At 58.9% G+C, this 26,934-nt stretch carries 28 protein-coding genes and 1 pseudogene; 20 read left to right on the forward strand and 9 right to left on the reverse strand.

Annotated features, from left to right (window positions below; genetic code table 11):
• Window positions 1–525: 525 nt before the first annotated feature.
• Window positions 526–717 (reverse strand): hypothetical protein, encoded by a 192-nt coding sequence (locus tag M0H32_RS06035; protein WP_248152109.1) that lies wholly within the window; start codon window positions 715–717, stop codon window positions 526–528.
• Window positions 718–769: 52 nt separating this feature from the next.
• On the opposite strand from M0H32_RS06035, the gene M0H32_RS06040 reads away from it, so the two are divergent.
• Window positions 770–1,642, forward strand: a complete 873-nt coding sequence (locus tag M0H32_RS06040; RefSeq protein WP_248152111.1) for a transglutaminase family protein — start codon at window positions 770–772, stop codon at window positions 1,640–1,642.
• Between the two features lie 119 nt (window positions 1,643–1,761).
• Here the strand turns inward: M0H32_RS06040 and M0H32_RS06045 are convergent, their stop codons facing one another.
• Window positions 1,762–2,469: a sensor histidine kinase gene (locus M0H32_RS06045; RefSeq protein ID WP_248152113.1), complete on the reverse strand. Its 708-nt coding sequence runs from the start codon at window positions 2,467–2,469 to the stop codon at window positions 1,762–1,764.
• A gap of 723 nt (window positions 2,470–3,192) precedes the next feature.
• Between M0H32_RS06045 and M0H32_RS06050 the strand changes: the two genes are divergently transcribed.
• From M0H32_RS06050 to M0H32_RS06060, 3 genes are all read left to right on the forward strand, one after another.
• Window positions 3,193–3,579 carry a hypothetical protein gene (locus M0H32_RS06050; protein WP_248152114.1) on the forward strand — a complete coding sequence of 129 codons (387 nt, stop codon included), beginning with the start codon at window positions 3,193–3,195 and terminating at the stop codon, window positions 3,577–3,579.
• Window positions 3,580–3,648: 69 nt separating this feature from the next.
• Window positions 3,649–3,792, forward strand: a complete 144-nt coding sequence (locus M0H32_RS06055; protein ID WP_248152116.1) for a hypothetical protein — start codon at window positions 3,649–3,651, stop codon at window positions 3,790–3,792.
• A gap of 114 nt (window positions 3,793–3,906) precedes the next feature.
• Window positions 3,907–4,071 (forward strand): DUF3309 family protein, encoded by a 165-nt coding sequence (locus tag M0H32_RS06060; RefSeq protein ID WP_248152118.1) that lies wholly within the window; start codon window positions 3,907–3,909, stop codon window positions 4,069–4,071.
• A 345-nt stretch (window positions 4,072–4,416) separates the two neighbouring features.
• Here the strand turns inward: M0H32_RS06060 and nhaA are convergent, their stop codons facing one another.
• Window positions 4,417–5,760 (reverse strand): Na+/H+ antiporter NhaA, encoded by a 1,344-nt coding sequence (gene nhaA / locus M0H32_RS06065; protein WP_248152121.1) that lies wholly within the window; start codon window positions 5,758–5,760, stop codon window positions 4,417–4,419.
• 81 nt (window positions 5,761–5,841) lie between these two features.
• Window positions 5,842–6,087 (reverse strand): hypothetical protein, encoded by a 246-nt coding sequence (locus tag M0H32_RS06070; protein WP_248152124.1) that lies wholly within the window; start codon window positions 6,085–6,087, stop codon window positions 5,842–5,844.
• A gap of 150 nt (window positions 6,088–6,237) precedes the next feature.
• Between M0H32_RS06070 and M0H32_RS06075 the strand changes: the two genes are divergently transcribed.
• The 9 genes from M0H32_RS06075 to M0H32_RS06115 all read left to right on the forward strand — a co-directional run bounded on the left by M0H32_RS06075 (window position 6,238) and on the right by M0H32_RS06115 (window position 12,458).
• Window positions 6,238–6,972: a Crp/Fnr family transcriptional regulator gene (locus M0H32_RS06075; RefSeq protein ID WP_248152135.1), complete on the forward strand. Its 735-nt coding sequence runs from the start codon at window positions 6,238–6,240 to the stop codon at window positions 6,970–6,972.
• A 489-nt stretch (window positions 6,973–7,461) separates the two neighbouring features.
• Window positions 7,462–7,944 carry a hypothetical protein gene (locus tag M0H32_RS06080; protein WP_248152138.1) on the forward strand — a complete coding sequence of 161 codons (483 nt, stop codon included), beginning with the start codon at window positions 7,462–7,464 and terminating at the stop codon, window positions 7,942–7,944.
• 59 nt (window positions 7,945–8,003) lie between these two features.
• Entirely contained in the window at window positions 8,004–8,810 is an 807-nt protein-coding gene (locus tag M0H32_RS06085; RefSeq protein ID WP_248152645.1) for a transglutaminase-like domain-containing protein, read from the forward strand.
• Window positions 8,811–8,948: 138 nt separating this feature from the next.
• Complete coding sequence (locus M0H32_RS06090) at window positions 8,949–9,251, forward strand: hypothetical protein (RefSeq protein WP_248152141.1); 303 nt, start codon at window positions 8,949–8,951, stop codon at window positions 9,249–9,251.
• Complete coding sequence (locus M0H32_RS06095) at window positions 9,248–9,601, forward strand: hypothetical protein (RefSeq protein ID WP_248152142.1); 354 nt, start codon at window positions 9,248–9,250, stop codon at window positions 9,599–9,601. Before M0H32_RS06090 ends, M0H32_RS06095 begins: the two co-directional genes overlap by 4 nt.
• A gap of 367 nt (window positions 9,602–9,968) precedes the next feature.
• Window positions 9,969–11,036 (forward strand): FtsH protease activity modulator HflK, encoded by a 1,068-nt coding sequence (gene hflK / locus M0H32_RS06100; RefSeq protein ID WP_248152148.1) that lies wholly within the window; start codon window positions 9,969–9,971, stop codon window positions 11,034–11,036.
• The gene (locus M0H32_RS06105) at window positions 11,033–11,689 is read left to right on the forward strand and encodes an SPFH domain-containing protein (protein ID WP_248152150.1); all 657 of its coding nucleotides are present in this window, start codon (window positions 11,033–11,035) and stop codon (window positions 11,687–11,689) included. Before hflK ends, M0H32_RS06105 begins: the two co-directional genes overlap by 4 nt.
• Window positions 11,668–12,066, forward strand: coding sequence for an SPFH domain-containing protein (locus M0H32_RS06110; protein ID WP_248152152.1), 399 nt, complete (start codon window positions 11,668–11,670; stop codon window positions 12,064–12,066). Before M0H32_RS06105 ends, M0H32_RS06110 begins: the two co-directional genes overlap by 22 nt.
• Window positions 12,063–12,458 carry a hypothetical protein gene (locus M0H32_RS06115; protein WP_248152154.1) on the forward strand — a complete coding sequence of 132 codons (396 nt, stop codon included), beginning with the start codon at window positions 12,063–12,065 and terminating at the stop codon, window positions 12,456–12,458. Before M0H32_RS06110 ends, M0H32_RS06115 begins: the two co-directional genes overlap by 4 nt.
• An 86-nt stretch (window positions 12,459–12,544) precedes the next feature.
• Here M0H32_RS06115 and M0H32_RS06120 read toward each other — a convergent pair whose 3' ends face one another.
• The 4 genes and pseudogenes from M0H32_RS06120 to M0H32_RS06135 form a co-directional block, all read right to left on the reverse strand.
• Window positions 12,545–12,763: a hypothetical protein gene (locus M0H32_RS06120; RefSeq protein WP_248152155.1), complete on the reverse strand. Its 219-nt coding sequence runs from the start codon at window positions 12,761–12,763 to the stop codon at window positions 12,545–12,547.
• A 1,172-nt stretch (window positions 12,764–13,935) separates the two neighbouring features.
• A pseudogene (locus M0H32_RS06125) lies at window positions 13,936–14,148 on the reverse strand (IS5/IS1182 family transposase); the annotation flags it as partial.
• A 34-nt stretch (window positions 14,149–14,182) separates the two neighbouring features.
• A complete protein-coding gene (rhaI, locus tag M0H32_RS06130; protein WP_248152164.1) occupies window positions 14,183–15,466 on the reverse strand; it encodes an L-rhamnose catabolism isomerase in 1,284 nt (427 codons plus the stop codon).
• Window positions 15,467–15,644: 178 nt separating this feature from the next.
• Window positions 15,645–17,747 carry a bifunctional rhamnulose-1-phosphate aldolase/short-chain dehydrogenase gene (locus M0H32_RS06135; RefSeq protein WP_248152166.1) on the reverse strand — a complete coding sequence of 701 codons (2,103 nt, stop codon included), beginning with the start codon at window positions 17,745–17,747 and terminating at the stop codon, window positions 15,645–15,647.
• A 184-nt stretch (window positions 17,748–17,931) separates the two neighbouring features.
• Here M0H32_RS06135 and M0H32_RS06140 point away from each other — a divergent pair, with 184 nt between their 5' ends.
• From M0H32_RS06140 to M0H32_RS06170, 7 genes are all read left to right on the forward strand, one after another.
• The gene (locus M0H32_RS06140) at window positions 17,932–18,738 is read left to right on the forward strand and encodes a DeoR/GlpR family DNA-binding transcription regulator (protein ID WP_248152167.1); all 807 of its coding nucleotides are present in this window, start codon (window positions 17,932–17,934) and stop codon (window positions 18,736–18,738) included.
• A 140-nt stretch (window positions 18,739–18,878) separates the two neighbouring features.
• Entirely contained in the window at window positions 18,879–19,871 is a 993-nt protein-coding gene (gene rhaS / locus M0H32_RS06145) for a rhamnose ABC transporter substrate-binding protein (protein ID WP_248152170.1), read from the forward strand.
• 95 nt (window positions 19,872–19,966) lie between these two features.
• Window positions 19,967–21,526 (forward strand): sugar ABC transporter ATP-binding protein, encoded by a 1,560-nt coding sequence (locus M0H32_RS06150; protein ID WP_425607297.1) that lies wholly within the window; start codon window positions 19,967–19,969, stop codon window positions 21,524–21,526.
• Window positions 21,523–22,506 (forward strand): ABC transporter permease, encoded by a 984-nt coding sequence (locus M0H32_RS06155; RefSeq protein ID WP_248152178.1) that lies wholly within the window; start codon window positions 21,523–21,525, stop codon window positions 22,504–22,506. Before M0H32_RS06150 ends, M0H32_RS06155 begins: the two co-directional genes overlap by 4 nt.
• Window positions 22,503–23,519, forward strand: a complete 1,017-nt coding sequence (locus M0H32_RS06160; protein ID WP_248152179.1) for an ABC transporter permease — start codon at window positions 22,503–22,505, stop codon at window positions 23,517–23,519. The genes M0H32_RS06155 and M0H32_RS06160 overlap by 4 nt, the downstream gene beginning before the upstream one ends.
• A gap of 4 nt (window positions 23,520–23,523) precedes the next feature.
• On the forward strand, window positions 23,524–23,838 hold the full coding sequence (rhaM, locus tag M0H32_RS06165; RefSeq protein WP_248152184.1) for an L-rhamnose mutarotase: 315 nt from the start codon (window positions 23,524–23,526) through the stop codon (window positions 23,836–23,838).
• Window positions 23,839–23,844: 6 nt separating this feature from the next.
• Window positions 23,845–25,263, forward strand: coding sequence for an FGGY-family carbohydrate kinase (locus tag M0H32_RS06170; protein WP_248152186.1), 1,419 nt, complete (start codon window positions 23,845–23,847; stop codon window positions 25,261–25,263).
• Between the two features lie 136 nt (window positions 25,264–25,399).
• Here the strand turns inward: M0H32_RS06170 and M0H32_RS06175 are convergent, their stop codons facing one another.
• Window positions 25,400–26,908 carry an aldehyde dehydrogenase (NADP(+)) gene (locus tag M0H32_RS06175; protein ID WP_248152188.1) on the reverse strand — a complete coding sequence of 503 codons (1,509 nt, stop codon included), beginning with the start codon at window positions 26,906–26,908 and terminating at the stop codon, window positions 25,400–25,402.
• Window positions 26,909–26,934: the final 26 nt, after the last annotated feature.

The following is a 26,934-nucleotide window of genomic DNA, read 5'->3' on the forward strand; positions in this document are numbered from 1 at the left end:
CAGGTTGGTCGCCGCTTCGACGGGCAAACAAAGCTCCTTGTAACGATACCGATCCTGTGCATGCGGAGAGGTTCGGGGTCGAACGTCTGGAACAGCATGCGACCAGTCTGGCCGAACAACAAGACGTCCCCCTTAAGCCACCGCGTGTCGTCTCATTGCAGCGCCGACTGGAAGAAAATGCAACTGCCTTGTCGGCCAGGCGCAAGGTCTACAGTCTTGAACTTGCAGACGGTCACCCGACTGTGCCTGCAGCACAGTGGTTTCTCGATAACTTTCACCAGGTCGTGGCGCAAATCGGCGAGAGCCGCACCGATCTGCCGGCCAGTTACGACCGAATGCCGCCAAAGCTCGCAGATGGCGCGTTTCGGGGCCACCCACGGGTCCTTGGTCTTGTCTGGGCCAGTGTTGCATACACGGACAGCCGCCTGGATGCACCGGGCAGCGATCGAGGGGATCCGCGGCACGACCTGCGAAGGCAACCGTCTTCGCGTCACACCCAACCTCCCGGCGGACTGGCCAGGCTCCTCAGTGCGCCTGAGAGTGGCGGATGCCTTGCGTGAAAATCGCGTGGTCCGCAATGAAGATACCGTGGCCCGGATTGGCGGGCAGGATATTGTTGCAAGGCCGGAGGTGTTTCTCCCGCTCGACGGTAGCTCGCACGATCTGGTTGTTGGCTTCAGCCTTGTCGAGCGAAAGACACCCGCGTCGTTTCGGCATCAGTTTGCCGGCAGGCCTGTGCGTTGCGCTTCAAATAATCAAAGAGATCCTCATGACAACGCTGAGCACATATCACGCAACAGCATACCGTTATCTGCAACCGGTCTTGCTAGGACCTCACCGGATGATGCTGCGGCCGCGTGAAGCGCGTGACCTGCGGCTCATTTCGCATGACTTGACGGTATCGCCAGAAGCAGAAATCACCTGGACCCATGACGTCGCGGGCAATGCCGTCGCGACTGCCCGGTTCAGCGCACCTACCGAACAGTTGCTCATCGAAAGTCGCGCAACAGTTGAACTCACCGCTTCATCCTGGCCGGTATTCACCATTGCTGCCGAGGCCATCAATTACCCGTTTTTCTATTCCGATGACGACGTGACCGACCTAGGAGCGCTCGCAACGCCTCAATATCCCGACCTTGACGGCCGACTATCCAAATGGGCCGAGGATTTTGTCCTTGGACGTCCGACCGATACATTGTCACTCCTGAGGGACATCGCGGCCGGCGTCTCGACCAGCATTGCCTATCTGAGCCGCGAGATGGAGGGAACGCAGACACCTCTGGACACACTATCGCGCAGATCAGGGGCATGTCGCGACATTGCAGTCCTGTTCGCGGAGGCTGTGCGAAGCCTTGGTTTCGGAGCGCGCGTCGTCTCCGGCTACCTGTTCGATCCTGATAAGCGTCTTGTGGGGCATGAAGGTAAGGGCTCCACCCATGCCTGGACGGAAGTTTTTGTACCAGGTGCGGGATGGGTCGCTTTCGATCCCACGAACCAAAGCGTTGGATCCAAAAATCTTGTCCCCGTTGCCGTCGCTCGCGGAATTCATCAGGTTGTCCCGGTTGCCGGCAGTTTTACAGGACCCGGGAACGCTCTGGGAGAAATGTCAGTCGAAGTGCATCACACAGTGATCGATGATTGATGTTGGAATGCCGACCGGGGATTCACTGGACGCCGCGGTATCGGGAAACGTCGAACAGAGCACGGCACATATCGCGACGAGGCCGGCTCAACCCATGATACGCCAATTCCGCTCCAGTTCTAGCCATTACTGCTGAAGCTTGTGCGCGACACGTCCGGGGTCAGCGTCTGGTCGAAAACAAAGCCGGCACTTGCCAATGTCAGTGTCGCGGTCACGCCGCTTTCACTGGATGAATAATCGATCGAGCTGCCGATTTGAGCCGACAGTGCCTTTACCAGTCGTGTTCCCAATCCATTGGCGGTCTTGCTCGTGCCAGCGCTCCCAAGGCCTGGCCCATTGTCGTTGACCATAATCAGGATTGAACCGCTGATATCTTTTCGACAGGCAATCCCGATCCGCCTCACTGCACCGGCGCGATGACCATACTTGAGGGCGTTGGTGACGATCTCGGTAAAGATCTGCGCAACGGGGAGCACATGATCGAATTTCAAGGCACAGCCAGGCGCGTAGGTTTCGGTGAAAATGACGTCGTCCGCAATGCCCGACCTGAGGGTTGTGCAAATCTGGCCCAGAAGATCCCCCAACTGAACTTCGTCTTCGGAACCGCTGCCGGCAAGAATACGGTGCAAGTCCGACACGGCCTGAATATGTGCACTGATCGCGTTCAATAGCAACGCGACTTCCATGGCCTCCAATGGGCTTTCCTGTCTCGTGAGACCGATCCCCTTCAGGCGAACATAACTGGACAGCAGGCCCAGGTGATTGGCGATCCGATGGTCGGCCTCGAGGGAACCGGTGGAGCGGGCTTTGTTTCTGAACTTTCGCATTTGGGGCCTCGTTGGTTCCGTTCTTTCACAGGACCGGGCGCAATTGCAGAACCCTTGCCGGGACGCGTCCGCCGAACTCTGCGCGCTGCTCTTCAACCCATGAATGCGCGTCTTTCACCGACCTTACGCTCTCAGGTATTCAAGCGGCACTGATACAGATCAGGCCAGTGGGTTCAAAGACGCGCAGGGAGCCCGCACAGCTATTGATGAATCGCTTCCGATGCGCGACTTCAATGAACCGAACCCAATCCCATTATCTGCCACTCGCCAGCGGCTGCGTGGATACCAGTCGTTCATTGAACGGTCAGGATGACGGCATGTGGTCTCTATCAACGTCGCAATGCAGAGTGCTGTCACTGTAGCTTCAGTCAGCGTAGACAGCGGTTCTGCTGCAAGTGGCTATCACGCGACGCTATTCCGTCAGATACCGCACCGTCGGCTTTCTTGAGAAAGAACCGAATTCCCTGAGCTGCAAAGTCAAGCGTATGTGCGACCGTGCCGACTATTCAGACATCGCTGCCCGAATACGGTCCGGCCTAAGGAGAACACGGCTTCTGCCAAAGGCTTTTCTTCCTCCTGCACTGATCTGGGTAAGTACCGGGTTGCATGCTTTCTCATAAGATGAACGAAACCGAAGGCAGGGCTCTGACCCGCTTCGGTTCAATCGGAGCAAAGTCCCCGGCGAATTCTGCCGAAACGGACGGTGCCCGCAAGGATACTCAAATGGCATACGTACCGAACAGACTGAGACAAGACCCGCAATACGACCTTTTTCTACAAGCCCTCGTCGGAGACGATGTTCGCGGAACCAGTGTTACCGTGCTTTCGATGCTCGCCCGGCTTGGTGTCGATCCCTGGGTTGAGGCGGCGACCCTGGCTCATTCGGGGGAGGCGGCTGCGCGGCAAAGACTGGAGGCGCTCCTGGGCCGCTTCACCGATGTACCGTTGTTCGGTCCGGCGCGAGCCATGGCCGTCTCGCGGCTGATCGCTTGTCTTCCGCGCATCGGCAAGAATGCTTCCGCGCCCCGGCCGACGGCAATATCCATCTATTGGCTGGTCGGCATCGGCTTGCTGCTGGCCTATGTCGGCTTTCAAACCCATGGCACTTAGAAGGGAACCGGCAGCCTATTCACCCTGCCTCCACGGTCCTTTGAACATCGGCAATCTTTGAGGAACAAGATGATCAACCGGAACCTTCTTCTGATCCTTGTCGGCGTGCTTGCCGTCGTGGCGGTTGGCGCAAGCTATCTGTACTACAACGAACGCCAGCGCGGGATCGATATCGAGATCGGCCAGAACGGCATTTCCATCGAAGGAAAATGAGCAATTTGGCGCAGCCGGGGCGTCACGAAGACCAATGAGCCGCCCGGTCACCGCGGTTCGGATCAACAGGACCTATCGCGTGACGCGTTAGGTCCTCTTTCAGGAGAATCCATCATGTCACTCGGCTTGATCCTCATTATTCTGCTTGTCGTTATTCTTTTGGGCGGATTCAGCGGCCGTATCGGCGGCTATGGTTTTGGCTTCGGCCACGCCGGGGTCGGTGTGCTTGGTACGGTTCTGATCGTCGTCGTCGTGCTTGTGCTGCTTGGCCGCATCTAAAGTGTTTCACTGCCTTAGGTGCTGTCGATTTCAGTGCCCACAGTAAAGCCCGCAGGAGCCGCTCCATGGGACTTGAAGATGTGGACGCCCGCTGCTGACCTCCATGTTCCAAGTCAGAAAACGAGGTTTCTGGACGCCCCAGAGCCCTCGGCGACAAACAGAAGCAGGGGAACCGTGACGATCTTGTCAAGTGGAAGAGCGTTTCGGCTGTTGCCAGGAGCCTCACACCTTGCCGACAGACAATCCTAACTGCCCAGGACGGAGCATCAACGCCGTGCCAGACCCAATTGTGCTTGGTTGAATTCGATCAACCGGTCGAAAAGGCTCCGTTGAAGTTATGTATTTTCAGACTTCCTCGGTTGTCCCGTTTCGGCGGAGGTCAGAGCGCGTCACCAGCCACAAGAGCGCAAGCAACCCGATTATCGCTGAGACTGCGGATCCCATAAGAATTCCGAGCTTTGCGGCTCCTAGCTGATTGGGATCAAAAGCCAGGTTCGCGATAAACAGCGACATGGTGAAACCGATGCCCGCAAGAAAGGCTCCGGCCGTCAAGAATGGCCATGACAAATGAGTGGGCCTGGTTGCCAGGCCCAGACGGACGGCTCCCCAGCTGAATGCGAGAACACCGAGTGGCTTGCCGAACACAAGTCCGGCGACAATGGCGATGGAAACCTTCTGACTGACGTCGCTCAGTTCGATTGCGACGCCCGCATTCGCGAAAGCGAAAAGCGGCATTATCACAAACCCCACCCAAGGATGCAGCGTCAATTCGATCCGCTCAACGGGAGAAAGGGACTCTGAAACCGCTCGACCGGCCGCGCGAAGATCGCTGCGTTCCGGGGTGTCTCCGCTCCAGTGCTCCCCTCCCGGATAGGCGAGCACCCGCGCAAGGATTGCACGCAAGCGCGTGTCGCTCACCCAGACTCGTGTCGGGGTCATCAGCCCGAGAACGACCCCTGTAATTGTCGCATGGATACCCGAAGCGTCGACACATAACCAAATGACGAGGCCCGCCAGATAATATATCGGGATGCTTCTTATCCCGAGGCGGGCCAGACCTGCGACCAACCCAAGACCGGCAATTGCTAGCCCCGTGGCGGTCCAGCTCAGCGGCCCTCCATAAAAGACAGCCACCACCAGTATTGCCCCGACATCATCGAAAATGGCCAAGGACAGCAAGAACAGCCTGAGTACGGTTGGAACGAGCCGTCCGAAGAGCGCTAGACACCCGATCGCGAATGCCGTGTCGGTCGCCATAACCGTTCCCCATCCATGGGTCCCAGGTTGTCCGACTATTAAGGCCAAATAGATAACGACCGGAACGATCATACCGCCGAGAGCCGCAGCCAAGGGCAGCGCCGCATGTCTTGGTTTCCTCAACTCGCCAAGGACCAGTTCCCGTTTGAGCTCGAGAGAAATCACGAAGAAGAAGAACGTCATCAAGCCGTCGTTGATCCAGTGCCGCAATGAACGGGTGAAATCCAACGACCCGAAATTCAGGCCAACCGGCGTCTCCCAGAAAATGAAGAAACCAGATGCCCAGGAGGAATTGGCCAGCAGGAGCGCCAGGAAGACGGCAAGGAGCAACAATCCGCCTGCCGCGGATTCAATCTTGAGAAACCTCGCGACCGGTTTCGTGAACCTGTCGGCGAATTCGGTTGGCAGATTTGAGTTGTTCTGATGTGTCATGGCCAATGCGATGCATCATTTGATGCGGAATGGAATGAAACAGCCCGAAGAATGTTGACGGAATGCCCTCCGCCGCGAGCGTCAATCGGATTGTGGCCGCCGTACCGAGTTTCCTCCGGCGATGATCCGTTTGATCAGCTCAGAAACGGCTTGGTGCGTTTCCATTTCGGCTTTATCTCCGGTAGCATTCTCATGAGTTGCGGCAGCATCCCGCAAAACGCCTACGATTTCGTGCTCGGGAAGAATTTTGTGATCGTTCATTGCAAGCAAAAGTGCTTCGCAGATCGAGAGCGCCGCCATTCCTGAATAGTCGTTGACGTCGGGCATCTGGGCTGCCCCTTTCATGGGTGAAAGCTCTGCTTGGGTCTGAGCCCAATAAACTTCACCAGAATGACAGGAAATCAGTATGCTGTACTGATCGAAAGCAGTCTTGGCCCAGACAACTCGGAAATCTGATAACTTCCTGGGATAAACGCTTTGAATTTTATCGAAAAAAGTCCGCTTGCCCGCAAGCTTTCCAACTTCGTTGCCCTGTCTGCGAGCGAGTTCGATGCCTTGCGTAATCTGCACAAGCGCCGCCGCAGCTTTGTTGCTGGACGTGATCTTGTCCAACAGGGACAGTCCGATCAGGCAGCCTACATTCTTTCGGAAGGTTGGGTGTGCTCATACAAGATCCAACCTGACGGGACACGCCAGATCGTCGATTTCCAAATTCCTGGAGACTTTTTGGGATTGCGCAGCGTATTGCTTCGTACTTCGGACCACAGTTTCGAACCGATCACAGATATTCAGGCGGTTGAAGTTCAGGCTGGCGACCTTCTCGATACGTTTGCAACCTCCCCACGACTGGCGACAGCCATATTATGGGCCGCGTCAAGAGACGAAGCCATGGTCGTCGAACACCTCGTCAATCTCGGACGGCGCGACGCGGATAGGCGCACCGCGCATTTCCTGCTCGAACTTGGCGCAAGGTTGGTTCTGGTGGGTATGGGCAGCCAAACTGGCTATGACTGTCCGCTGACACAGTACCACCTCGCCGATGCTCTGGGGCTGAGTGCCGTTCACGTCAATCGCGTTTTGCGGCAACTGCGCGAAAACGGGTTACTAATGTTTCGAAACGGCAAGGTGATGTTTGGCGACCGTGACCGACTTGTCGAATTTGCGGGGTTTGACCCTGAATATCTAGACCAAAACGGGCCGTTTCTGAAGTAAATCTTACGCACTCAGAACCTCAACTCAGGTTGTCTAAATTCATCGGAATGTTTTCAGGAAGAACAGATGGCTTAATATTCTGCTCTCCTTTCCGATATTTCTCATTTTTTCATGATCTTAATAGAAAACTATGCACGGGTAGGCAAATTCTCAAGTCAGAATATTGGCTGCTTCGGCGCCGATAAGACGCCGGGGACTAACCTCGATCAGGATGTGCCTTCCAGGTTCCATGTAGAATCATCCGAACGGTCGGGTTCCAGGTCAATTTCCTGATACGCGTTTTGCAACGTCAGCAAAGACAGGAAAGCGGCGCGCCTCTTCCACAATCGGGCTCGTGCTGCTGACCCCGAAAGACGAAATTATCTCAAAGTCGTTAAGCGGCGAAGCTGCCCTCAAGAGTGCCGAACCTGATTCCGGGTACCTGCCTGAGCTTGCGCCGGCAGGCTTTGAACGATCCGCGCGCATGCTTGCAAAGGGAGCACTAAGGCTATGGAAACCAAAATGAAAACAACTGGACCCGTGACGGATTCCACAGATCTCGAGCGGCGGGTTCTTGCGCACGAGAGAATTCTGCAGTCCCTCATCGCGTATATGTCCTGCTCTGAGCCCAGGTTTGTCGAGCACCTCAAGACACGTTTTGTCGACACGATGTCGATGGCGCGCCGGGAACAGGACTACAGAGACGTTGACGATTATGCAGAAGAATTCATACGCGGGGTGATGAATCTCGGGGGAACCTGTGCCACTCCGAAGTCGAACAAATCGAAACCTGAAAAGGCCGCCAGGCGTCCGATAGAATTCGCGCTTGATTCCACCCATCCGCCTCTTCCAGGTGTTGAACAGGATCGGGTGCGGGTCCTGGAAAGAAATGGAATATGGGAGGTAAGGGTTGATGGTGCCTTTCTGGGAAATTACCAGAAATCGGAACACGCCCGGACGGCTGCGGCACTTGCCAGGCTTTCGCTCAAATGACACAAGCCCTGCCTTCAAATGTCCGTTTGGCATGTTCAGATCGCAAAAAGCAAGGTGATCTGCGGATTAGTCTGGGTTGCCGTCTCGATTTCGAATTTCCAAAATCCACACCAATGCTTGCGATGCTCAACGTCGATGACACGCGTTATTGTGACCTCGAGCGACTGGACTATTTGACGACCACTCCCTGTGTGCCGATCGAAAGCTATCGGGATGTTTTCGGGAATTGGTGTTCCAGGCTGACGGCACCGCCGGGCACCTTCACACTCTCGACACATGGCATCTTCTTAGACAGCGGCAAAAAGGATCCGGTTTTTCCGGCCGCCTATCAGCATGTTGTTGAAGACCTCCCGTCCGATACGTTCGTGTTTATATTGGGGAGCAGGTATTGCGATACCGACCTCCTGTCGGAAGAAGCCTGGCGGCTGTTTGGAAATTCACAGACTGGCTGGGCCAGGGTACAGGCCATTTGTGACTACGTGCACCAGCATGTGACCTTCGGCTATGAGCATGCACGGGCGACCCGAACAGCGTCTGAGACTCTGGCTGAAAGGCGGGGCGTTTGCCGCGACTATACCCATCTGGCAATCGCCTTCTGCCGATGCATGAACATACCGGCCCGCTATTGTACAGGATACCTGAGTGATATTGGCGAGCCGGAACCGCATCCCCCGGGTGATTTCGCAGCCTGGATGGAAGTTTTCCTGGCAAACCGTTGGTGGGTCTTTGATCCGCGCAACAACCAGCGCCGCATCGCGCGATTTCTGATTGGCCACGGGCGGGATGCAGCCGATGTCCCGCTTACACAGACCTTTGGCGAAAACACTTTAAGGAATTTCAAAGTTTGGACCGAGATTTCCGATTGAGACTAACTTCGATCAGCACGCAACCGGCCGGATCCATCTAAAGTCTTTGAAACGGTCTCGCTCCGTCTGAGTTCTTCTACCAAGACGATTCCAGGAGTTTGACTGAAGCACAACCATCGAGAAACGACAGAGATTGACATGAACACCAGATCGACCAGATCGACGGTGAAGTTCTTCCATCCCTTCTCTTTGAGGGGGCAATCGGAAGTCCTACCTGCCGGAGACTATGAAATCCTTGTCGAAGAGGAACTTCTTCAGGATATGAATTTCCTCGGATACCGAAAGACGGCGACCTATCTGATGGTTTCCGGCAAGGGCAGGACCCACATGCGAGAGATTTCCGGAAACGATCTGGAAGCCATACTCGATCGCGACCGGTCCGCCAACGATGAAGTGCCCGAAGACGACGCGGACGTTTCTCCGCAGGAGGACTTGAAATGAACACTCCCATATGGCTGAAGCCTGTCATCCTAGGCGTTGTGATCGGCGCCGTGACCGCTACCACCGTTGGCTTTTCCTGGGGCGGCTGGGTAACAGGTGGAAATGCGGACAAGATGGCGAACAAGCTGTCGCACAACAACGTTATCGCGGCGCTGTTACCGGTCTGCATCGAAAAGTCCCGGACTGACACGCTGCGGGCGGACAAGATGGCCTCAATTCGCGAGACCTCAACCTATCAGCGCAGAGGTGCACTCATGGAGACCGGTTGGGCGACCCCTCCTGGCTCGGAAACCGCTGACCGGGATCTGGCAGAAGCTTGCCTGGCTGAACTCAAACTCGACAAGTCCTGAAGCAGGTTCTAAGCGGGACCGGAGTGGCTGGGATGCCTAGGAGGATGTTTCCGGCCGTTGCTGGCGGTAATATCGAAGCCACAGATATGCATACGCCCAGGCCTTTTACACTGCAGGCGTTCTTCTGTCGTCGACCGAGGGAAAACCAATCGGATCGGACCGCAATTCAAGCCGCCGAAAACGAAGGTATGCCGGTGTTGGAAAGCATCAGTTAGCTCCAGATCGCGCGCACATGCCCGCTATCCCGGGACGGGAAGCTCAGCCGCAAGGCTTGGAGCCAGGCAATAACCTGACCGGCAATTTCAATTTTGAGAACCAATCAACCGAGCCGTTCCGCTTGCAAAAGCGTCTCATGAAAGGCAACAGCATGAATTCCCAAAGCACTGGACCGGACAATTCCGGTCCCTGGGGACAGGGGCCGAAAGATCGCTCAGCGGATATCGATGCCTTTCTGCGGCAGGGCCGCCAGCACCTTGGTGGCATTTTGCCGGGCGGCTCTCCCTCGGGCCGCGGACTTCTGATCGCCGCCGCTCTTGGATTGGCCGCGTACGGTCTCTGGTCTTCCTATTACACCGTGCCCAGCGACTCCGTTGCGGTCATTCAGCGTTTCGGCAAGTTCGTCGCGGAGGTCCCGCCCGGATTGCATTTCAAGTTTCCCCTCGGGATCGACACTGCGACGATTGTCCCGGTCAAGCGTCAATTGAAGCAGGAATTCGGCTTCGCGACACCTGGCGGGAACGACCCCTATCAAAGTCCAACCGACGGACGGCGCGAGACCGAGATGGTCACCGGCGACCTGAACGCGGCTCTGGTCGAATGGGTCGTGCAGTACCGGATCTCGGATCCGGTCAAGTTTCTGTTCGAGGTGCGTGAGCCCGCCGCCACCCTCCGCTATGTCTCGGAATCCGTGATGCGTGAGGTCGTCGGCGACCGCACCGTCGACGAAGTGATCACGATCGGCCGGCAGGAGATCGAAAGCGAGGCGCTTTTGAAGATGCAGGCTCTGGCCACGAAATATGCCATGGGCATCAGCATCGACCAGGTGCAACTCAAGAACATCAACCCGCCCGAACCCGTCCAGGCTTCCTTTAACGAGGTCAACCAGGCGCAGCAGGAAAAGGAACGCCTCATCAACGAGGCGCGCCGGGAATACAACAAAGTTATTCCACTTGCCGAAGGCGAAAAGGATCAGCGTATCCGTGAAGCAGACGGCTACCGGCTGAAACGGATCAATGAGGCTGAAGGCGACGCGGCACGCTTCACTGCGCTGCTGGCGGAATATCTCAAGGCACCCGATGTGACACAGCGGCGGATCTATATCGAGACCCTGCAGGACGTTTTGCCCGGCATCCAGTCGAAGATCATCGTCGATGGATCCACCAGCAGCATCTTGCCGCTTCTCAATCTCGACCGCCAAAAGGAAACCAACCAATGAAGATCATATGGGGACTTCTGGCCGGATTCGCGGCCATCGCGCTGGTCACGACTTCCACTGCCGTCTACACGGTCGGTGAAATCGAACAGGCGATCATCACCCAGTTCGGCAAGCCCGTTGGCGAGCCCATCACCACGGCAGGGCTCAAGCTGAAAATTCCCTTCGTCCAGGACGTCAACCGCATCGACAGTCGGGTGCTGGAATGGGATGGCAATCCTTCCGACATGCCAACGAAGGACAAGCTTTACATTTCCGTCGATCTGTTCGCCCGCTGGAAAATCACGGACCCCTTGCAGTATTTTCTGCGGCTGCGCGACGAACGCAGCGCCCAGTCCCGGCTCGACGATATTCTCGGAAGTGAGACTCGCAACGCGGTTGCCAAGCACGAACTGATCGAGATTATCCGGACAACAAAAGGACGTACGCCCTTGAGGGACACGCTCCTGACGGATGAGGAACTTGCGCAGGATATTGGCTCACTGGTTCCCATCCAGAAGGCCGCGCCCTTGTGGAGCAGGAAATCTTTCAGGCGGCCGCGCAAAAGGTCCAGGTGTTCGGGATTGCGCTGCTCGACATCCGTTTCAAGCGAATCAACTACAATGAAAGTGTCCGGCCGAAGATCTACGACCGGATGGTCTCGGAGCGCCGCCTGATCGCCGAACGCTTTCTGTCGGAAGGCAACGGCGAGGCCGCGCGGATACGCGGCAACAGGGTGCGCGACCTGAACAAGATCCAATCCGAAGCCTATCGTGCCGTGGAGGAAATTCGCGGCGTGGCAGATGCGTCCGCTGCCGACATTTACGCGCAGGCGTATAACACGACGCCCCGGGCTGCGGAATTTTACGCGTTTACCCGGACAATGCAGGCCTACAAAGACATGATTTCCTCGGGAACGACCCTCGTCCTGTCGACGGACAGTGATCTATTCAAGTTCCTAAAGGGGATGCAGGCTCAAGTCGGGAAACAGGACCGGCGCCAGCCGGATAGCGGCGGCGAATTGGTCGGTGACCTGACGCGGAGTAAGCAATGACCAAGTCGGTTTCGACCGACCCGGCGGGACTACCCAAGTGGAAACAATCCGAACCTGCACCCATTTCGGTGCCTGCTCCCGATCCGTTCAATTTCATGAACCGCGCGCTTGAAAATTGGGACGACGAGGGAGGAGCGCCCGCGCAGGATTCCATGCACAGTGAATATGGCAAGCGTGTCGAATCTGACGGTTCCTGGACGATTTACCACGTCTTCTCCGGCATTCCGGCAACAATTGGCGGCAACCTGATGCAGGACATGAACGCGAAAGACGCGCTGGATCAAATGACAAAAACAAATGCCGGCAATTCCACACGGCGGGCGGCACGCGAAAAGATCTTGAAGGCACGGTTCTTGGCCACCTGGTGGGTCCGACTGACCAAATACTTCTGATTTGGCCTCTTCTTACTGCCCGTGTGATCAAGATTCTTCTTCACTGCACCGTCATGGTAGACGGCCGTTTTTTTCAAGGAGATCGATTACGGCTTTGCTTCGAGATGAAGCCTAATTGATCCCTCTAATTCTTCCGCAATAGCGAGCGAGGATTGAAGGACTTTCGTTTCGTTCGAGGCGTCGGATCCCTGCTCCCTGATGGCGACAGGCAATTCAACCTTACCTGCGGCAGTGTTCACGCGAACATAGTACAGAAGCTGGCCACCGGGCCGCACTTCAACTTTCGTCAACTTGATTTCTGACATTGTCAGTCTCCTATGTAGACATTCACGCACTATTGAAACTTGCCAGAGGCCGGGCTTTCCAACCTGCAACGTGCAAAGCCTGACCCAGGGTCAAATGTTTTCGTGATGACAAGCGCGTTGTCTTGGGTTGATTCGGAAATCGCCACGGGTTCGAGCCTATCCCGGATGACCATACATTCGTGCAACTCCAGATCATTGCGGGTCCGGTATTGCGGTACGTCACCGGTGCGGGGCATCAACGCGGTAATGTGGAAGGATACGCCTCGACTCGTGGAAACCAATGGCGGGTCATTCCTCATTCTGACAAATTGACCGATGGCGAAACCGTGTTTTGAAAAAGCTGGTGGCTTTCAGGTGCGCCAAGTTTGAAGGTGAAATTCGTTGATGATGACGCTTCTTCTTCTCGGACCCGATCCTCTACGTCTCGGAAAAGCTATCATTCGACTCTTGTCCATGTTGTTGAGCCGTCAGGGCCACAGAACCATGAGAATCGAGAGGCATTGGGCCAAACATTCGATGAAAGCTTGAGATTGTTGCATGAATCGCGTCGATCGAAACTGATGCATGTTGGTCAGCGCGGAAAAAGCTGAAATCTCTTTGTTATGGTCCTCTGAGCTAACGGGAAATGGTAAGCGTTACCTTCGGCGAGATGGACTGGGTCGGGGTATCAAAGTGTGTATTCGCTACTGCGTTGACGATTAACGGTTCCGAAAGTCCGTAGTACGGGCTGTCAGCTACAAATGGTCATGTTTCGTTTGAATTCCGCGTGCCGACGGAAACAGCTCTTGCTCTGCCCCCGCCTGATCGGCGCTAGGCGAATGGCAAGTTTCGTCAATCGACAGCCAAAACCAGACTGTCTCCTCGCGGCCCAAAACGGACAAACGCCAAGTGATAGCATCACTAGGCGTATCGATTGGGTGAGGCTCACAATGCTTCGCTGTTGGGAAAAGCGAAACATTTAGTATACCCAGAAGTGACGTCACGCTTTCGGCCAGAGCAATGTAACATCCGGGTTGACATCGACTATTCGTGACGCCGTAGCCTCAGGCCTAAAGTTTTGAGTAACATTGGCGTGCACAGGATATGCCAGGGCCAGCACGACGGAATAGTCCTTTGATTTAAGGCTGGACGCCGGTTTCCGCATTCACCAGGCGGTTTTGCCACTTACGGCGTCATGCGGGCGCAATTCGCCCGTGATGCCAGACATGGCGGCACAGTTTGTAGGCAAGGTTCGCCATGCCGATCTTGGTGCGGTCTTGGTCGATGCCGATTGTGCTCACAAACAGGCCCATGCGGGATTTCTGGTGCGCAAAGACATGTTCGACAAAGGCCCGGATCTTTGATTGGCGGCTATTGGCGCGCACCGTCGCCTCGCTCATTGGTCGCAGGTCGGGCCGGCACTCTTAGAGCGAAACGCCTTCACACAATCCCGCCGCCGGCGCCGGACACCGCCGGGCGGATCTCTGCCACCTTCTGCCGGTAACCGGCGGCGCGATAGCTTGCCACCGGCGCAATGGCTCCGCCGCTTTCCAGCCGGGTCATGGCGAGGATCGGCTCGACATCGGTGCGGAAGGCGGTCTTCAGCGTCGTGGTCGCCATCAGCGCGTCGTTGTCCTCCTGGAACCCGGTGAGGGCAGTCCGGTCGACAATGAGGGCCTGGGCATAGGCGCGCCCGACCTCCATCGCCGAGACAATCAGGCTTTCGATCGGGTCGGTGACATTGTGCGACTGGTCGAGCATGTGCGCGGGGTCGAAGCCCGGAGCCTGGCGGATTTCCGCGTCGACCAGTTCGTTGAAGACCAGGAACAGGCGGTAGGGATCGATCGAGGCGGTGTCGAGATCGTCGTCGCCGTATTTGCTGTCGTTGAAATGGAAGCCGCCAAGCTTGCCGAACTGGATCAACCGCGAGACGATCATCTCGATATTGACGTTGGGCGCATGATGGCCGAGATCGACGAGGCAGAAGGCCTTGTCGCCGAGCTCCCGGGCGATCATGTAGTTGGTGCCCCAGTCCTGCACGACCGTGGAATAGAAGGCCGGCTCATACATCTTGTGTTCGGTGAAAAGCCGCCAGTCGTCCGGCAGGCCGGCATAGATCTCCTTGGTGGCCTCGAGATAACGCTCGAATTGCCGGGTGAAATTGACCTGGCCCGGAAAGTTGGAGCCGTCGCCGATCCAGATGGTCAAGGCCTTCGATCCGAGCGTCTTGCCGATCTCGATGCATTCCAGATTGTGCTCGATGGCCTGACGGCGGGTGCCCGCATCCGTGTGGGTGAGGGAGCCGAACTTGTAGGACCGGCCCTGGCCGTCCTGGTCCTGGAACGTGTTGGAATTCATGGCGTCGAAGCCGAGGCCGAGGGTTTCCGCCTTGGCCTTCAGCTCCGTCGGGTCCGCCTTGTCCCAGGGGATATGCAGGGAGACGTTTGGTGTTGCCCTTGTGAGCTGCTGGATAACGGCACAATCCTCCAGCTTGTCGAAGATGTGGCGCGGCTCGCCGGCGCCCGGAAACCGCGCAAAGCGCGTGCCGCCGGTGCCGACGCCCCAGGAAGGAATGGCGACGCCATAGGCGGCGACCTTCGCCTTGATGGCATCAATGGCGATGCCCTGGCGGTCGAGCCGCTCGCCAAGGGTGTCGTAATCGCGCTTGAGCGTTTCTGCCCGCGCCGCGTTGTCCCTGGCGATCAGTGCCTTGTCGATCATCATTTTGGAGACCCTTTCCGACCCACTCTGCGTCATCCTGAGGAGGGCCGCGAGGCCCGTCTCGAAGGATGGGCCTCTTGTCTGGAGTTTGCCGCCCATCCTTCGGGACGGACCTGACGGACCTCCTCAGGATGACGAGTTTTTTGGTTTAGCCTCTCAAAAGGAGGATATTGGCTTGTCGTTACCGCGTGAATGCCTGGACGTTGCCGGCATCGACATTGAGGATGTTGCCGGTCGATTTCGCTGAAGCCTCGGAGGCAAAGAAGTAACTCGCCTCGGCGATGTCCTCTGGCAGCACGGAACGCTTCAGCAGAGAGCGCTGGCGGTAATGTTCTTCCAGCTCCGATGTGTCCTTGCCATAGGCCTCGGCCCGTTCCTTCAGCCAGTCGCCGGACCAGATCTTGGAGCCGCGCAGCACCGCGTCCGGATTGACCACATTGACGCGGATGCCGTCCGGCGCGCCTTCAAGGGCAAGACAGCGGGCCAAATGCAGCTCGGAGGCCTTGGCCGTGCAATAGGCACTGGCTCCGGGCGAGGCGGCAAGGCCGTTCTTGGAGCCGATAAAGACGATCGAGCCGCCGACCCCTTGGGTTTTCATCAGCTGGAAGGCCGCGCGCGAGACCAGGAAATAGCCGGTCGACAGGATCGACATGTTGCGGTTCCAGAGATCCAGCGTGGTTTCTTCGATCGGCGCCGAGGAGGCAATGCCGGCATTGGAGACCAGAATGTCGACGCCACCGAATTCCAGCGCCGCGCTGGCAAAACTGTCGGCAACAGCCTCTTCGCTGGTGACATCCATGGTCACCGAGCGGACAACGTCCTTCGAATAACGGCTTGAGAGATTGTCGGCGGCGGCCGCCAGGGCACCGGCATCGATGTCGGCGAGGACCACGCAGGCGCCTTCGCGCAGGAAGCGTTCGGCGGTCGCCGAGCCGATACCGCCGGCGCCGCCCGTGACCAGCGCGATCTTGCCGGCCAGGCTCTTCGGTTTCGGCATGCGCTGGAGTTTTGCTTCCTCCAGCAGCCAGTATTCGATGTCGAAGGCTTCCTGTTCCGGCAGGCCGCAATAGGTGGAAACACCGGAAGCGCCGCGCATGACATTGATGGCGTTGGTGTAGAATTCAGCCGAAATGCGCGCGGTCGCCTTGTCCTTGGCGAAGGTGATCATGCCGACGCCGGGCACCAGGTAGACAACCGCGTTCGGATCGCGCAGCGCCGGGCTGTCGTCATGTTTGCAGCGGGCGTAATAGGCGGCGTAATCGTCCCGGTAAGCTTCGACGGCGGCGCCGAGGCCGGCGAGCGTGTCGTCGATATTCGGATGTTCAGGATCGAAATCGACCACCAACGGACGGATCTTGGTGCGCAGGAAATGGTCCGGGCAGCTGGTGCCAAGGGCGGCAAGCGCTTCCATGTCGTTGGCGCAGATAAATTCCAGCACCGCATCACTGTCGTCGAAATGACCGACCATGTGCTGCTTGCCGGACACCATGCCGCGAATGGCCGGCATCAGTTTGGCTGCGGCCGCTCGGCGCTCGGCCGGGGCAAGCGCCCGGTGTTTCGAGCCGCCGAAAGCGTCCTTGCCTGCGGTCTTGTCTTCAAACCAGGCAATCGCCTTGTTGATGATTTCCAGCGTGGTTTCGTAACAGGCCCTGGCGTCGTCGGCCCAGGTGAAGAGGCCATGGCTTTCCAGGACCACGCCGCGCGCTTCCGGGTTTTCCAAGCAGAACTTTTCAAGCCACAGGCCGAGTTCGTAACCGGGCCGTTTCCAGGGCAGCCAGCCGATGTCCTCGCCGAAGATTTCCTGGGTGATCGCCTTGCTGTCGCTGGCGGCCGCAATCGCGATGATCGCGTCCGGATGCATGTGGTCGACATGTTTCTTCGGCACATAGGCATGCAAGGGCGTGTCGATGGAGGCTGCGCGCGGATTGAGATTGAAGGTGCAATGGGGCAGGTAGCCGACCATTTCGTCTTCATAGGCGACGCCGCGATAAAGGCCTTTCAGCGCGCGGAGCTTGTCCATGTAAAGCGTCGCGAATCCGTCCATCTTGATGGTGCCGACATCGCCGCCCGAGCCCTTGACCCACAGCACCTCGGCCATGTCGCCGGTGAGCGGATCCTGTTCCATCGCCTTGGCGGAGGTGTTGCCGCCGCCGTAGTTGGTGATGCGCTTGTCCGAGCCGAGCAGGTTGGACCTGTAGAGCAAAAGCTCGGCCTCGCTCATTCCGGAGGCTTTCTGGTCATCCCACAGATTGGCCAGCCGGGACCCGGCAGCGGAATTCAACATCTTTTCCTCCCATGAAAGCCTGACAGCTTGCGTCTCGTTGACTAGAAACTCGCTTGATCGGAATTGAAAGTCAATCAAAAACGATCAATAACGATCATATCGCAGTGCAATATGATCATTTTTGACATTTTATGATTGACACTGACCGGTAATGGTGGAAACGTTTGCTCAATGGGAGGACCAGATGCACGAGAAAGAACGCCACAGGATCATATTATCCGCCGTCCAGGACCGTCCGGTCGTGACGGTTCAGGAATTGGTGGCGTTGACGGATTCCTCCGAAGCGACCATTCGCCGGGACATTGCCCAGCTGCATGTACAGAAGAAGCTGCGCCGTGTGCGCGGAGGCGCTGAGTCCATGCACCCGCCGCAATTTGTCGGCCTGGCCGGCCGCCCGTTCAGCGTCAACGAAACGATCAATATCGCGCAAAAACGCGCAATCGCGCAGAAGGCGGTCGAGCTGTGCGAGGACGGCGACGCGATCATTGTCAATGGCGGTACCACGACATTCCAGATGGTGCATCCGCTGGCGACCAAGCGCTGCCAGGTGTTCACCAACTCGTTTCCGATCGCCGAGCATCTCCTGAAGAACTCAAAGAACACCATCATGCTCTCCGGCGGAGTGATCTACCGCGAGCAGAACATCATCCTGAGCCCGTTCGACAATGACGTGACCCGGAACTTCTATGCCAAGCGCATGTTCATGGGCGCGCAGGGGCTTGGGCCATTGGGGCTGATGGAAGCGGACCCGCTGCTGATCCAGGCCGAGCAGAAACTGATCGGTCAGGCGGACGAGCTGGTGGTTCTGGTTGATTCATCGAAATTCAGTGCCAGGTCCAGCCTGATCCTGTGCCCTCTTGAACGGATCACGACCGTCATTACCGATGACGGCATTCCGGACAGCGCGGCCAAGATGCTGGAACAGGCCGACATCGATCTGATCGTGGCGCCGATGGGCGCCGCACAGAGCAAGGCGACCTCGAGCGGGTAGCCGGTTTTCTGCCGGACCAGAGGAGGGGCGGCAGACTGGTGCATCCCGCGTTCGACGAACGCGGACAAGATGCTCCAGCACTCAAGAGCGATCAACTTCCTGCATTCCAAGGAATGCAGGTTGATCTTAGGGAGGAAGCAATGAAACTCTGGAAATCACTTCTGGCCGCAACCGCCGTTGCCGCCGTTACCATCGCCAACCCGGCCCAGGCTGAAGACAAGCGCATTGCCCTTGTGGTCAAGGCGCTCGGCATCGGCTTCTTCGAGGCCGCCGCCAAGGGCGCCGAGGAAGCCGCCAAGGAACTCGGCGATGTCGAGATCATCTATACCGGTCCGACCGACACCACGGCCGAAGGCCAGATCGAGGTCATCAACGCACTGATCGCACAGAAGGTCGATGCCATCGCGATCTCCGCCAATGACCAGGACGCCCTGGTGCCGGCGCTGAAAAAGGCCATGGACCGCGGCATCACCGTCATTTCCTGGGATTCGGGCGTCGCGCCGGAAGGCCGCCAGCTGCACCTCAACCCGTCGTCCAACCCGCTGATCGGCAACATGATCATCAAGCTGGCCGCCGATCACCTGCCGGATGGTGGTGACGTTGCCGTGCTGTCGGCCTCCGCGACCGCCACGAACCAGAACATCTGGATCGAGGAAATGAACAAGGTCAAGGACAACTATCCGGGCATCAACGTGGTCGCCACCGTCTATGGTGACGACCTGGCCGACAAGTCCTACCGCGAAGCCCAGGGCCTGATGCAGACCTATCCGGACCTGAAGGCCATCATCGCACCGACCTCCGTCGGCATCGTGGCCGCCGCACAGGCTGTTTCCGACGCGGAAAAAGCCGGTCAGATCAACGTCACCGGTCTGGGACTGCCGTCAGAAATGGCCGGCCATATCGAAACCGGCGCTTCGAAATCCTTCGCGATCTGGAACCCTATCGACCTCGGCTATTCGGCCACCATGCTGGCCTATAACCTGTCCACCGGCAAAGCCGAGGCAGCCCCTGGTGCGGAAATCGAAATGGGGCGCATGGGCACGCTGACGCTGAACGACAGCAACGAAGGCGCGATGGCGGATCCGTTCGTCTATGACAGCTCCAACATCGACGACTTCAAGGACATCTTCTAAGCTGGTCGCCAAGACCTGACGGAAAACTGTCCGGGACCCGGAGCCCTTGTGCCCCGGGTCCTCACCTCAAGACTTCTAACACCAGGCTCCGGGATATGGTCATGCTTGCGAACACGCAGGGCAGTGCGGACGTGCATCCGCAAACGGGCGAGGCGGTCAGCCCTATTCTGTCCCTGAAGGGAGTCTCCAAGTCCTTTCCGGGCGTCAAGGCGCTCTCGGAAGTGTCGCTGGAGCTTTTTCCCGGCGAAGTCACAGCGCTGGTGGGTGAAAACGGCGCCGGCAAGTCAACCATCGTCAAGGTCCTGACCGGCATCTACCAGCCGGATGCAGGCGAGATCTCGATCGCGGGCACGTCCGTCACCTTTCCGACCGCCCAGGACGCGGGAAGGGCCGGGGTCACGGCCATCCACCAGGAAACGGTGCTCTTCGACGATCTCTCGGTGGCGGAAAACATCTTTATCGGCCACGCGCCGAAAACCAAATTTGGTCTGATCGACCACAAGACGATGGTCAACAAGGCAAAGGCGCTTCTCGACCGGATCGGTGCCAGGATCGATCCCGCCGTTACACTCAGGGATCTCGGCATTGCCAACAAGCACCTGGTGGCGATTGCCCGGGCGCTCTCCATCGATGCCAACATCGTCATCATGGACGAGCCGACCGCGTCGCTGTCGCACAAGGAGATTGAGGAGACCTACGAACTGGTCGAACGGCTGAAGGCCGAGGGCAAGGCGATCCTGTTCATCAGTCACAAGTTCGACGAGATCTTCCGCATTGCCGACCGGTACACCGTCTTCCGAGACGGTCAGATGGTCGGCGCCGGCAGGATTTCAGAGGTCTCGGAACAGGAACTGGTCAAGCTGATGGTCGGCCGCTCGGTCGACCAGGTGTTTCCGAAGCGCTCGCCGCAGCTCGGCAAGGAAGTCCTGAAGGTTGTCGGCTATTCGCATCCGACCGAATTCGAGGACATCGGATTTTCGCTGCGTGCCGGCGAGATCCTCGGTTTTTACGGATTGGTCGGCGCGGGCCGCAGCGAATTCATGCAGGCTCTCTTTGGCATCACCAAACCGTCCAAGGGTGCGATCCGCATCGACGATCAGGTTGCCGTCATCCGCGACCCGAACCAGGCCATCGGCCATGGCATCGTCTATGTGCCCGAAGACCGCGGCAAACAGGGCGCGATCAAGGGTCTGCCGATCTTCCAGAACGTCTCGCTGCCGTCGCTGAAGGAGACATCTCGCAAGGGTTTCCTGCGACTGGCCGAAGAATTCAAGCTGGCGCGCGACTACACCCGGCGGTTGGACCTGCGGGCGGCCGCGCTCGACCAGGACATCGGTGAACTCTCCGGCGGCAACCAGCAGAAGGTGGTCATCGCCAAATGGCTGGCCACAAAGCCGCGGGTGATCATCCTGGATGAGCCGACCAAGGGCATCGACATCGGCTCCAAGGCCGCCGTCCACGAATTCATGGCTGAACTCGCCGCCGAGGGCCTCGCCGTCATCATGGTGTCCTCTGAAATTCCGGAAATCCTCGGCATGTCGGACCGGGTGATCGTCATGCGCGAAGGCCGCATCGCGGCCGAATATGAAGGCGACGAGCTGACGCCTGAACATCTGGTGCGCGCGGCCGCCGGCATCACGGAGGTGCGCTCATGATCCTGTCGTTTCTCAAATCCCGCGAGGCGATCCTGGCCGGAGCGATCCTGGTCCTGGTCGTTGCCATCGCGTCGCGCTTTCCGGCTTTTGTCACCCCGGCGAACCTCGCCAATGTCTTCAATGACACCGCGCCGCTGATCATTCTGGCGCTTGGCCAGATGGTGGTGATCCTGACCCGTTGCATCGATCTCTCGGTCGCCGCCAATCTGGCCCTGACCGGCATGGTGGTTGCCATGCTGAATACCGCGATGCCTGGACTGCCGGTGCCGCTGATCCTTTTGCTGGCCGTCAGTCTCGGCGCGCTGATGGGGCTCCTGAACGGGCTGCTGGTCTGGCGGCTGGACATTCCGCCGATCGTGGTCACGCTCGGCACCATGACCATCTATCGCGGCATCATTTTCGTGATCTCCGGAGGAGAATGGATCAACGCCCATGAAATGAGCGATGCCTTCAAGGCTTTCCCGCGCGAGGTCGTCTTCGGCCTGCCGGTGCTGTCCTGGATCGCGATCGTGGTGGTGCTGGGATTTGTCGTCCTGATCGGACGCACGCCGCTCGGGCGCGCCTTCTTTGCCGTCGGCGGAAATCCCCACGCCGCCGTCTATACCGGCATCAATGTCGGCCAGACCCAGTGCGCGGCCTACGTGATTTCCGGCGCGCTGGCCGGGCTGACCGGCTATCTCTGGGTGGCGCGCTACGCGGTTGCCTATGTCGACATTGCCGGCGGGTTCGAACTGGAAGTGGTCGCGGCCTGTGTCATCGGCGGCATTTCGATTGCCGGCGGCGTCGGCTCGGTCGGCGGGGCGCTGCTCGGGGCGCTGTTCCTCGGCATCGTCAAGAACGCCCTGCCGGTGATCAACATCTCGCCCTTCTGGCAGCTTGCCATTTCCGGCAGCGCCATCATCATCGCGGTCGCCTTCAACGCCACGTCCAGCCGGACCAAAGGCCGGGTGATCCTGAAGAAAGCGGAGCATGCGGCATGAGCGTCACCGCACAAGACACTGGTTCAGCTGGGCGGCAGATCCCGGACCGGCTGAAATCGCCGATGCAGCGCTTCTTAGGCAGCTGGGAGCTGCTCCTGCTCGGCGTGGCCGTTGCCGTGTTCATCCTGAACAGCTTCGCGTCGCCCTATTTCCTCGACCCGTGGAACCTCTCCGACGCGACCTTCAACTTCACCGAAAAGGCGATGATCGCCTTTGCCATGGCGCTCCTGATCATCTCCGGTGAGATCGATCTCTCCGTCGCCTCGATCATCGCGCTGGCCTCCACAGCCATGGGCTTTGCCGTACAGATGGGGGCGGACACGCCGATGCTGATCCTGATCGGTCTCGGCGTCGGACTGGCCTGTGGCGCGTTCAATGGCGCTCTGGTGACCGGTCTCGGCCTGCCGTCTATTGTGGTCACCATCGGCACGATGAGCCTCTTTCGCGGCATTTCCTATATCGTGCTCGGTGACAAGGCCTATACCGGCTACCCGTCCGACTTCGCCTTTTTCGGACAGGGCTATGTCTGGTGGGTGATCTCCTTCGAATTCCTGCTGTTTGCTCTTGTTGCCATCGTCTTTGCCGTGATCCTGCACAGGACAAATTTCGGCCGCGCAGTCTATGTCATCGGCAACAATCCGGTTGGCGCGCTGTTCTCCGGGATCCGGGTGACACGGGTGAAATTCGCGCTGTTCCTGCTGACCGGCCTGATGTCCGGCGTGGCTGCGATCTGCCTGACCTCGCGGCTTGGTGCGACAAGGCCGTCGATCGCCTTTGGCTGGGAGCTTGAAGTGGTGACGATGGTCGTGCTCGGCGGCGTCAGCATTCTGGGCGGATCCGGCTCCATTCCGGGTGTGGTCATCGCCGCCTTTGTCATGGGCATGGTCACCTTCGGCTTCGGGCTTTTGAACGTGCCGGGCATTGTCATGTCGATCTTCATCGGCCTTTTGCTGATCGGCGTCATTGCCCTGCCGCGCATCGCCCGGCGGATACTCGCGAAGCGGAAGGCCTGAACTCATGGAAAAAGTCGCCTTCAAGATGCAGCTCAACCCGGGCAAGGAAGAAGAATACAGAAAGCGCCACGACGAGATCTGGCCCGAGCTGGTCGCGCTTCTCAAGGAGGCTGGGATCCGGGACTATTCGATCCATCTCGACCGGGAGACCAACATCCTTTTCGGCGTGCTCTGGCGTGAGGACGGTCACAGGATGGAGGATCTGCCGAGCCATCCGGTGATGCAGAAATGGTGGGCGCACATGGCCGACATCATGGCATCCGAGCCCGACAACAAGCCCGTGGTGACGGAGCTTGAAACCGTCTTTCGTATGGACTGACGCCAGATGACGGAGATCCGGCATGTCGGCGTGATCGACATTGGCAAGACCAACGTGAAGGTCGCCGTGGTCGATCTTGAAAAGCGCGTTGAAATCGGGGTCCTGAAACGGGCCAATACGGTTTTGGGCGGGCCGCCCTATCCCCATTACGACATTGACGGGCACTGGCAGTTCATTTGCGAAGCCCTCGCCAGGCTCAACGAAGACCACGGCATTGACGCGCTTTCCGTCACCACCCATGGAGCAAGCCTGGTGCTGCTGGATGAAGATGGAAACCTCGCGGCTCCGGTGCTCGACTACGAGCATGACGGACCGGATGACCTCACCGAAGACTATGACGGGATCCGGCCGGACTTCGCCGAAACCGGATCGCCGCGCCTGCCCGTGGGGCTGAATGCCGGGGCGCAGCTGTTCTGGCAGTTCAAGACGGATCCGGAGCTTGAGAAGCGCGTCGTCACCGTCCTGACCTATCCGCAATACTGGGTCTTCCGTCTCGCGGGAGTGCTCGCCAACGAGGTCACCTCGCTTGGCTGCCATACGGATCTCTGGGATCCGCGGCGGGGATGTTTTTCGTCGCTGGTGGCACGCCTCGGGCTTGAGAGCAGAATGGCGCCGGTCCGCAAGGCGATTGACTGCGCGGGCCGCCTCCGACCGGAGGTCGCCGAGGCGACCGGATTGTCTCCAGAGACTGAGGTGGCCTGCGGCATCCACGATTCCAACGCGTCGCTGCTGCCGCATCTTCGGGAACGGCCTGCGCCCTTTTCGGTCGTCTCGACGGGTACCTGGGTCATTGCCCTTGCCATTGGCGGCAGGGAAACCCCGCTCGACCCGGCGCGGGACACGCTGATGAATGTCAATGCCTTCGGTGACCCCGTTCCCTCGGCCCGCTTCATGGGTGGACGGGAATTCGATCTCGCGATGGATGGCCGCACGGCAGAGTATTCAGAGGCCGACGTGGCAGCGGTGCTGAAAAAACAGATCTTTCTGCTGCCGGCCGTCGATCCGCGATCCGGTCCGTTTCAGGGTAGGCAGGCGGTCTGGACTGTCGATGAACGCACCTTGAGTGTGGGAGAGCGCTTTGCGGCGCTTTCCTTCTATCTGGCGATGGTCACCGCCGAGTGCCTCGACATGATAGGGGCGGACGGACCGGTGATCGTCGAAGGGCCCTTTGCGCGCAACAGCCACTATCAGGCGATGCTGCAATCAGCGACAGGGCGGCCGGTCGAAACTTCGGAAGCCTCGGCCACCGGCACAAGCATCGGGGCGGCCTTGCTGGTGCTGGGGGATCGGCAAGGCGATGGTCCCGAGCGTCCGGCTTCGTCTGCGAGTGTTCCGGGTGACTCGTTGCTGGAAGCCTATGCAGACGCATGGCGGCAACAGATGAAGGCCACTGCGAGCTCACAAAACAAAAAGACGTCATCCTGAGGAGGACCGTTAGGTCCGTCTCGAAGGATCGGCCGCTTGCTCCTGAACAAGGTGCAGATCCTTCAAGACGCGCGCGGGCGCGTTCCTCAGGATGACGTCGGATTTGGTGTGAGGTCGACTGTGTCTTCGCTCAAACTTACGCTACCGGCAGCAAACCATCCGGCAGGTTCTGGTAGCAGACCGGGCGCAGGAAGCGGCGGATGGCGAGGGTTCCGACCGAGGTGGCGCCGAAATTGGTCGAAGCCGGGTAGGGGCCGCCATGGACCATGGCATCCGCGACTTCGACGCCGGTCGGGAAGCCGTTGGCGAGCACGCGGCCGGCCTTGCGTTCCAGCACCGGCATCAACTTGCGCGCAAGCTCTGTGTCGCCGTCGTCCATCTGCAGGGTGCAGGTGAGCTGACCTTCAAGACCCTTCGCGATTTCAAGCAGTTGTATCTCGTCTTTCACGCGCACGACGATGCCGAGCGGGCCGAAGACCTCTTCGCCGAGTTCCTCGTTGGCCAGCCAGTTGTCGCCGGTGGTCTCGAAGAAATAGGGAGCGGCTTCGCGGGTCTCGCAGCTGGTGCCGATCAGTTCGCGCACACCGCTCGATCCGGCCACACGCTTGGCTCCGGATCGGAACGCCGACGCAATGCCGTCGGTGAGCATTGTCTGGGCGCCGATCTCGCCGAGAGCCTCCGTCGCGGTTTTGACGAAGGCGTCCGCGGCCGGGCCGTCGATCACGAGCACGATGCCCGGATTGGTGCAGAACTGGCCCGCGCCCATCGTCAGCGATCCGGCCCATCCCTTGGCAATCGCTTCTCCGCGCGCGGAAAGAGCCTCGGGCAGCAGGAACATCGGGTTGACCGAGCCGAGTTCGCCGAAGAACGGGATCGGATTGGAGCGCTGGGCGCAGAGATCGAACAGGGCCCGGCCACCGCGCAGGGAGCCCGTAAAGCCGACCGCGGTGATCAGCGGGTGCTGCACCAGCGCCTGGCCGACTTCGTAGCCATTGCCCTGGATGAAGGAGAAGACGCCGGGATGTAGGCCGCAGGATTTCACTGCCGCGGCAATCGCCTCGGCAACGATTTCGCCCGTGCCCGGATGGGCCGGATGGCCGCGCACCACGACCGGACAGCCGGCCGCCAGGGCCGAAGCGGTGTCGCCGCCGGCGGTTGAAAAGGCAAGCGGGAAATTGGACGCGCCGAAGACGGCGACAGGGCCGATCGGACGCTGCACCAGTTTCAGATCCGGGCGTGGCAATGGCTGGCGGTCGGGCAGGGCCTCGTCGTGGCGCTTGTCCTGATAATCGCCCTTCAGTATGTGGCTTGCGAAGAGGCGCAGCTGACCGGTGGTCCGGCCACGCTCACCCTGGAGCCGGGCTTGCGGCAGGCCGGTTTCGGCCATGCCGATCTCGGTGATGGCGTCGGCGAGGGTCTCGATCTCGTCGGCAATCGCGTTCAGGAACCTGGCGCGGTCTTCACTGGAGGAATAGCCGTAGGTCCAGAATGCCTCCTCGGCGGCCTGGCAGGCGGAGTCGACCTGCTCGGGCGTGCCGACCGAAAAGGCATGGGCGGTGCCGGTGGCGGGCTCGGAGGTGAAGGTGGCGTCGCTCGCGACCCATTGACCGGCAACGAGCTGTTTTCCGTGAGGCATGAATGTCATGACAAACCTTCTGGTTTCGAATGTGA

This window comes from Roseibium sediminicola, from assembly GCF_023156505.1.
In the GTDB taxonomy this organism is placed as follows: Bacteria; Pseudomonadota; Alphaproteobacteria; order Rhizobiales; family Stappiaceae; genus Roseibium; species Roseibium sediminicola.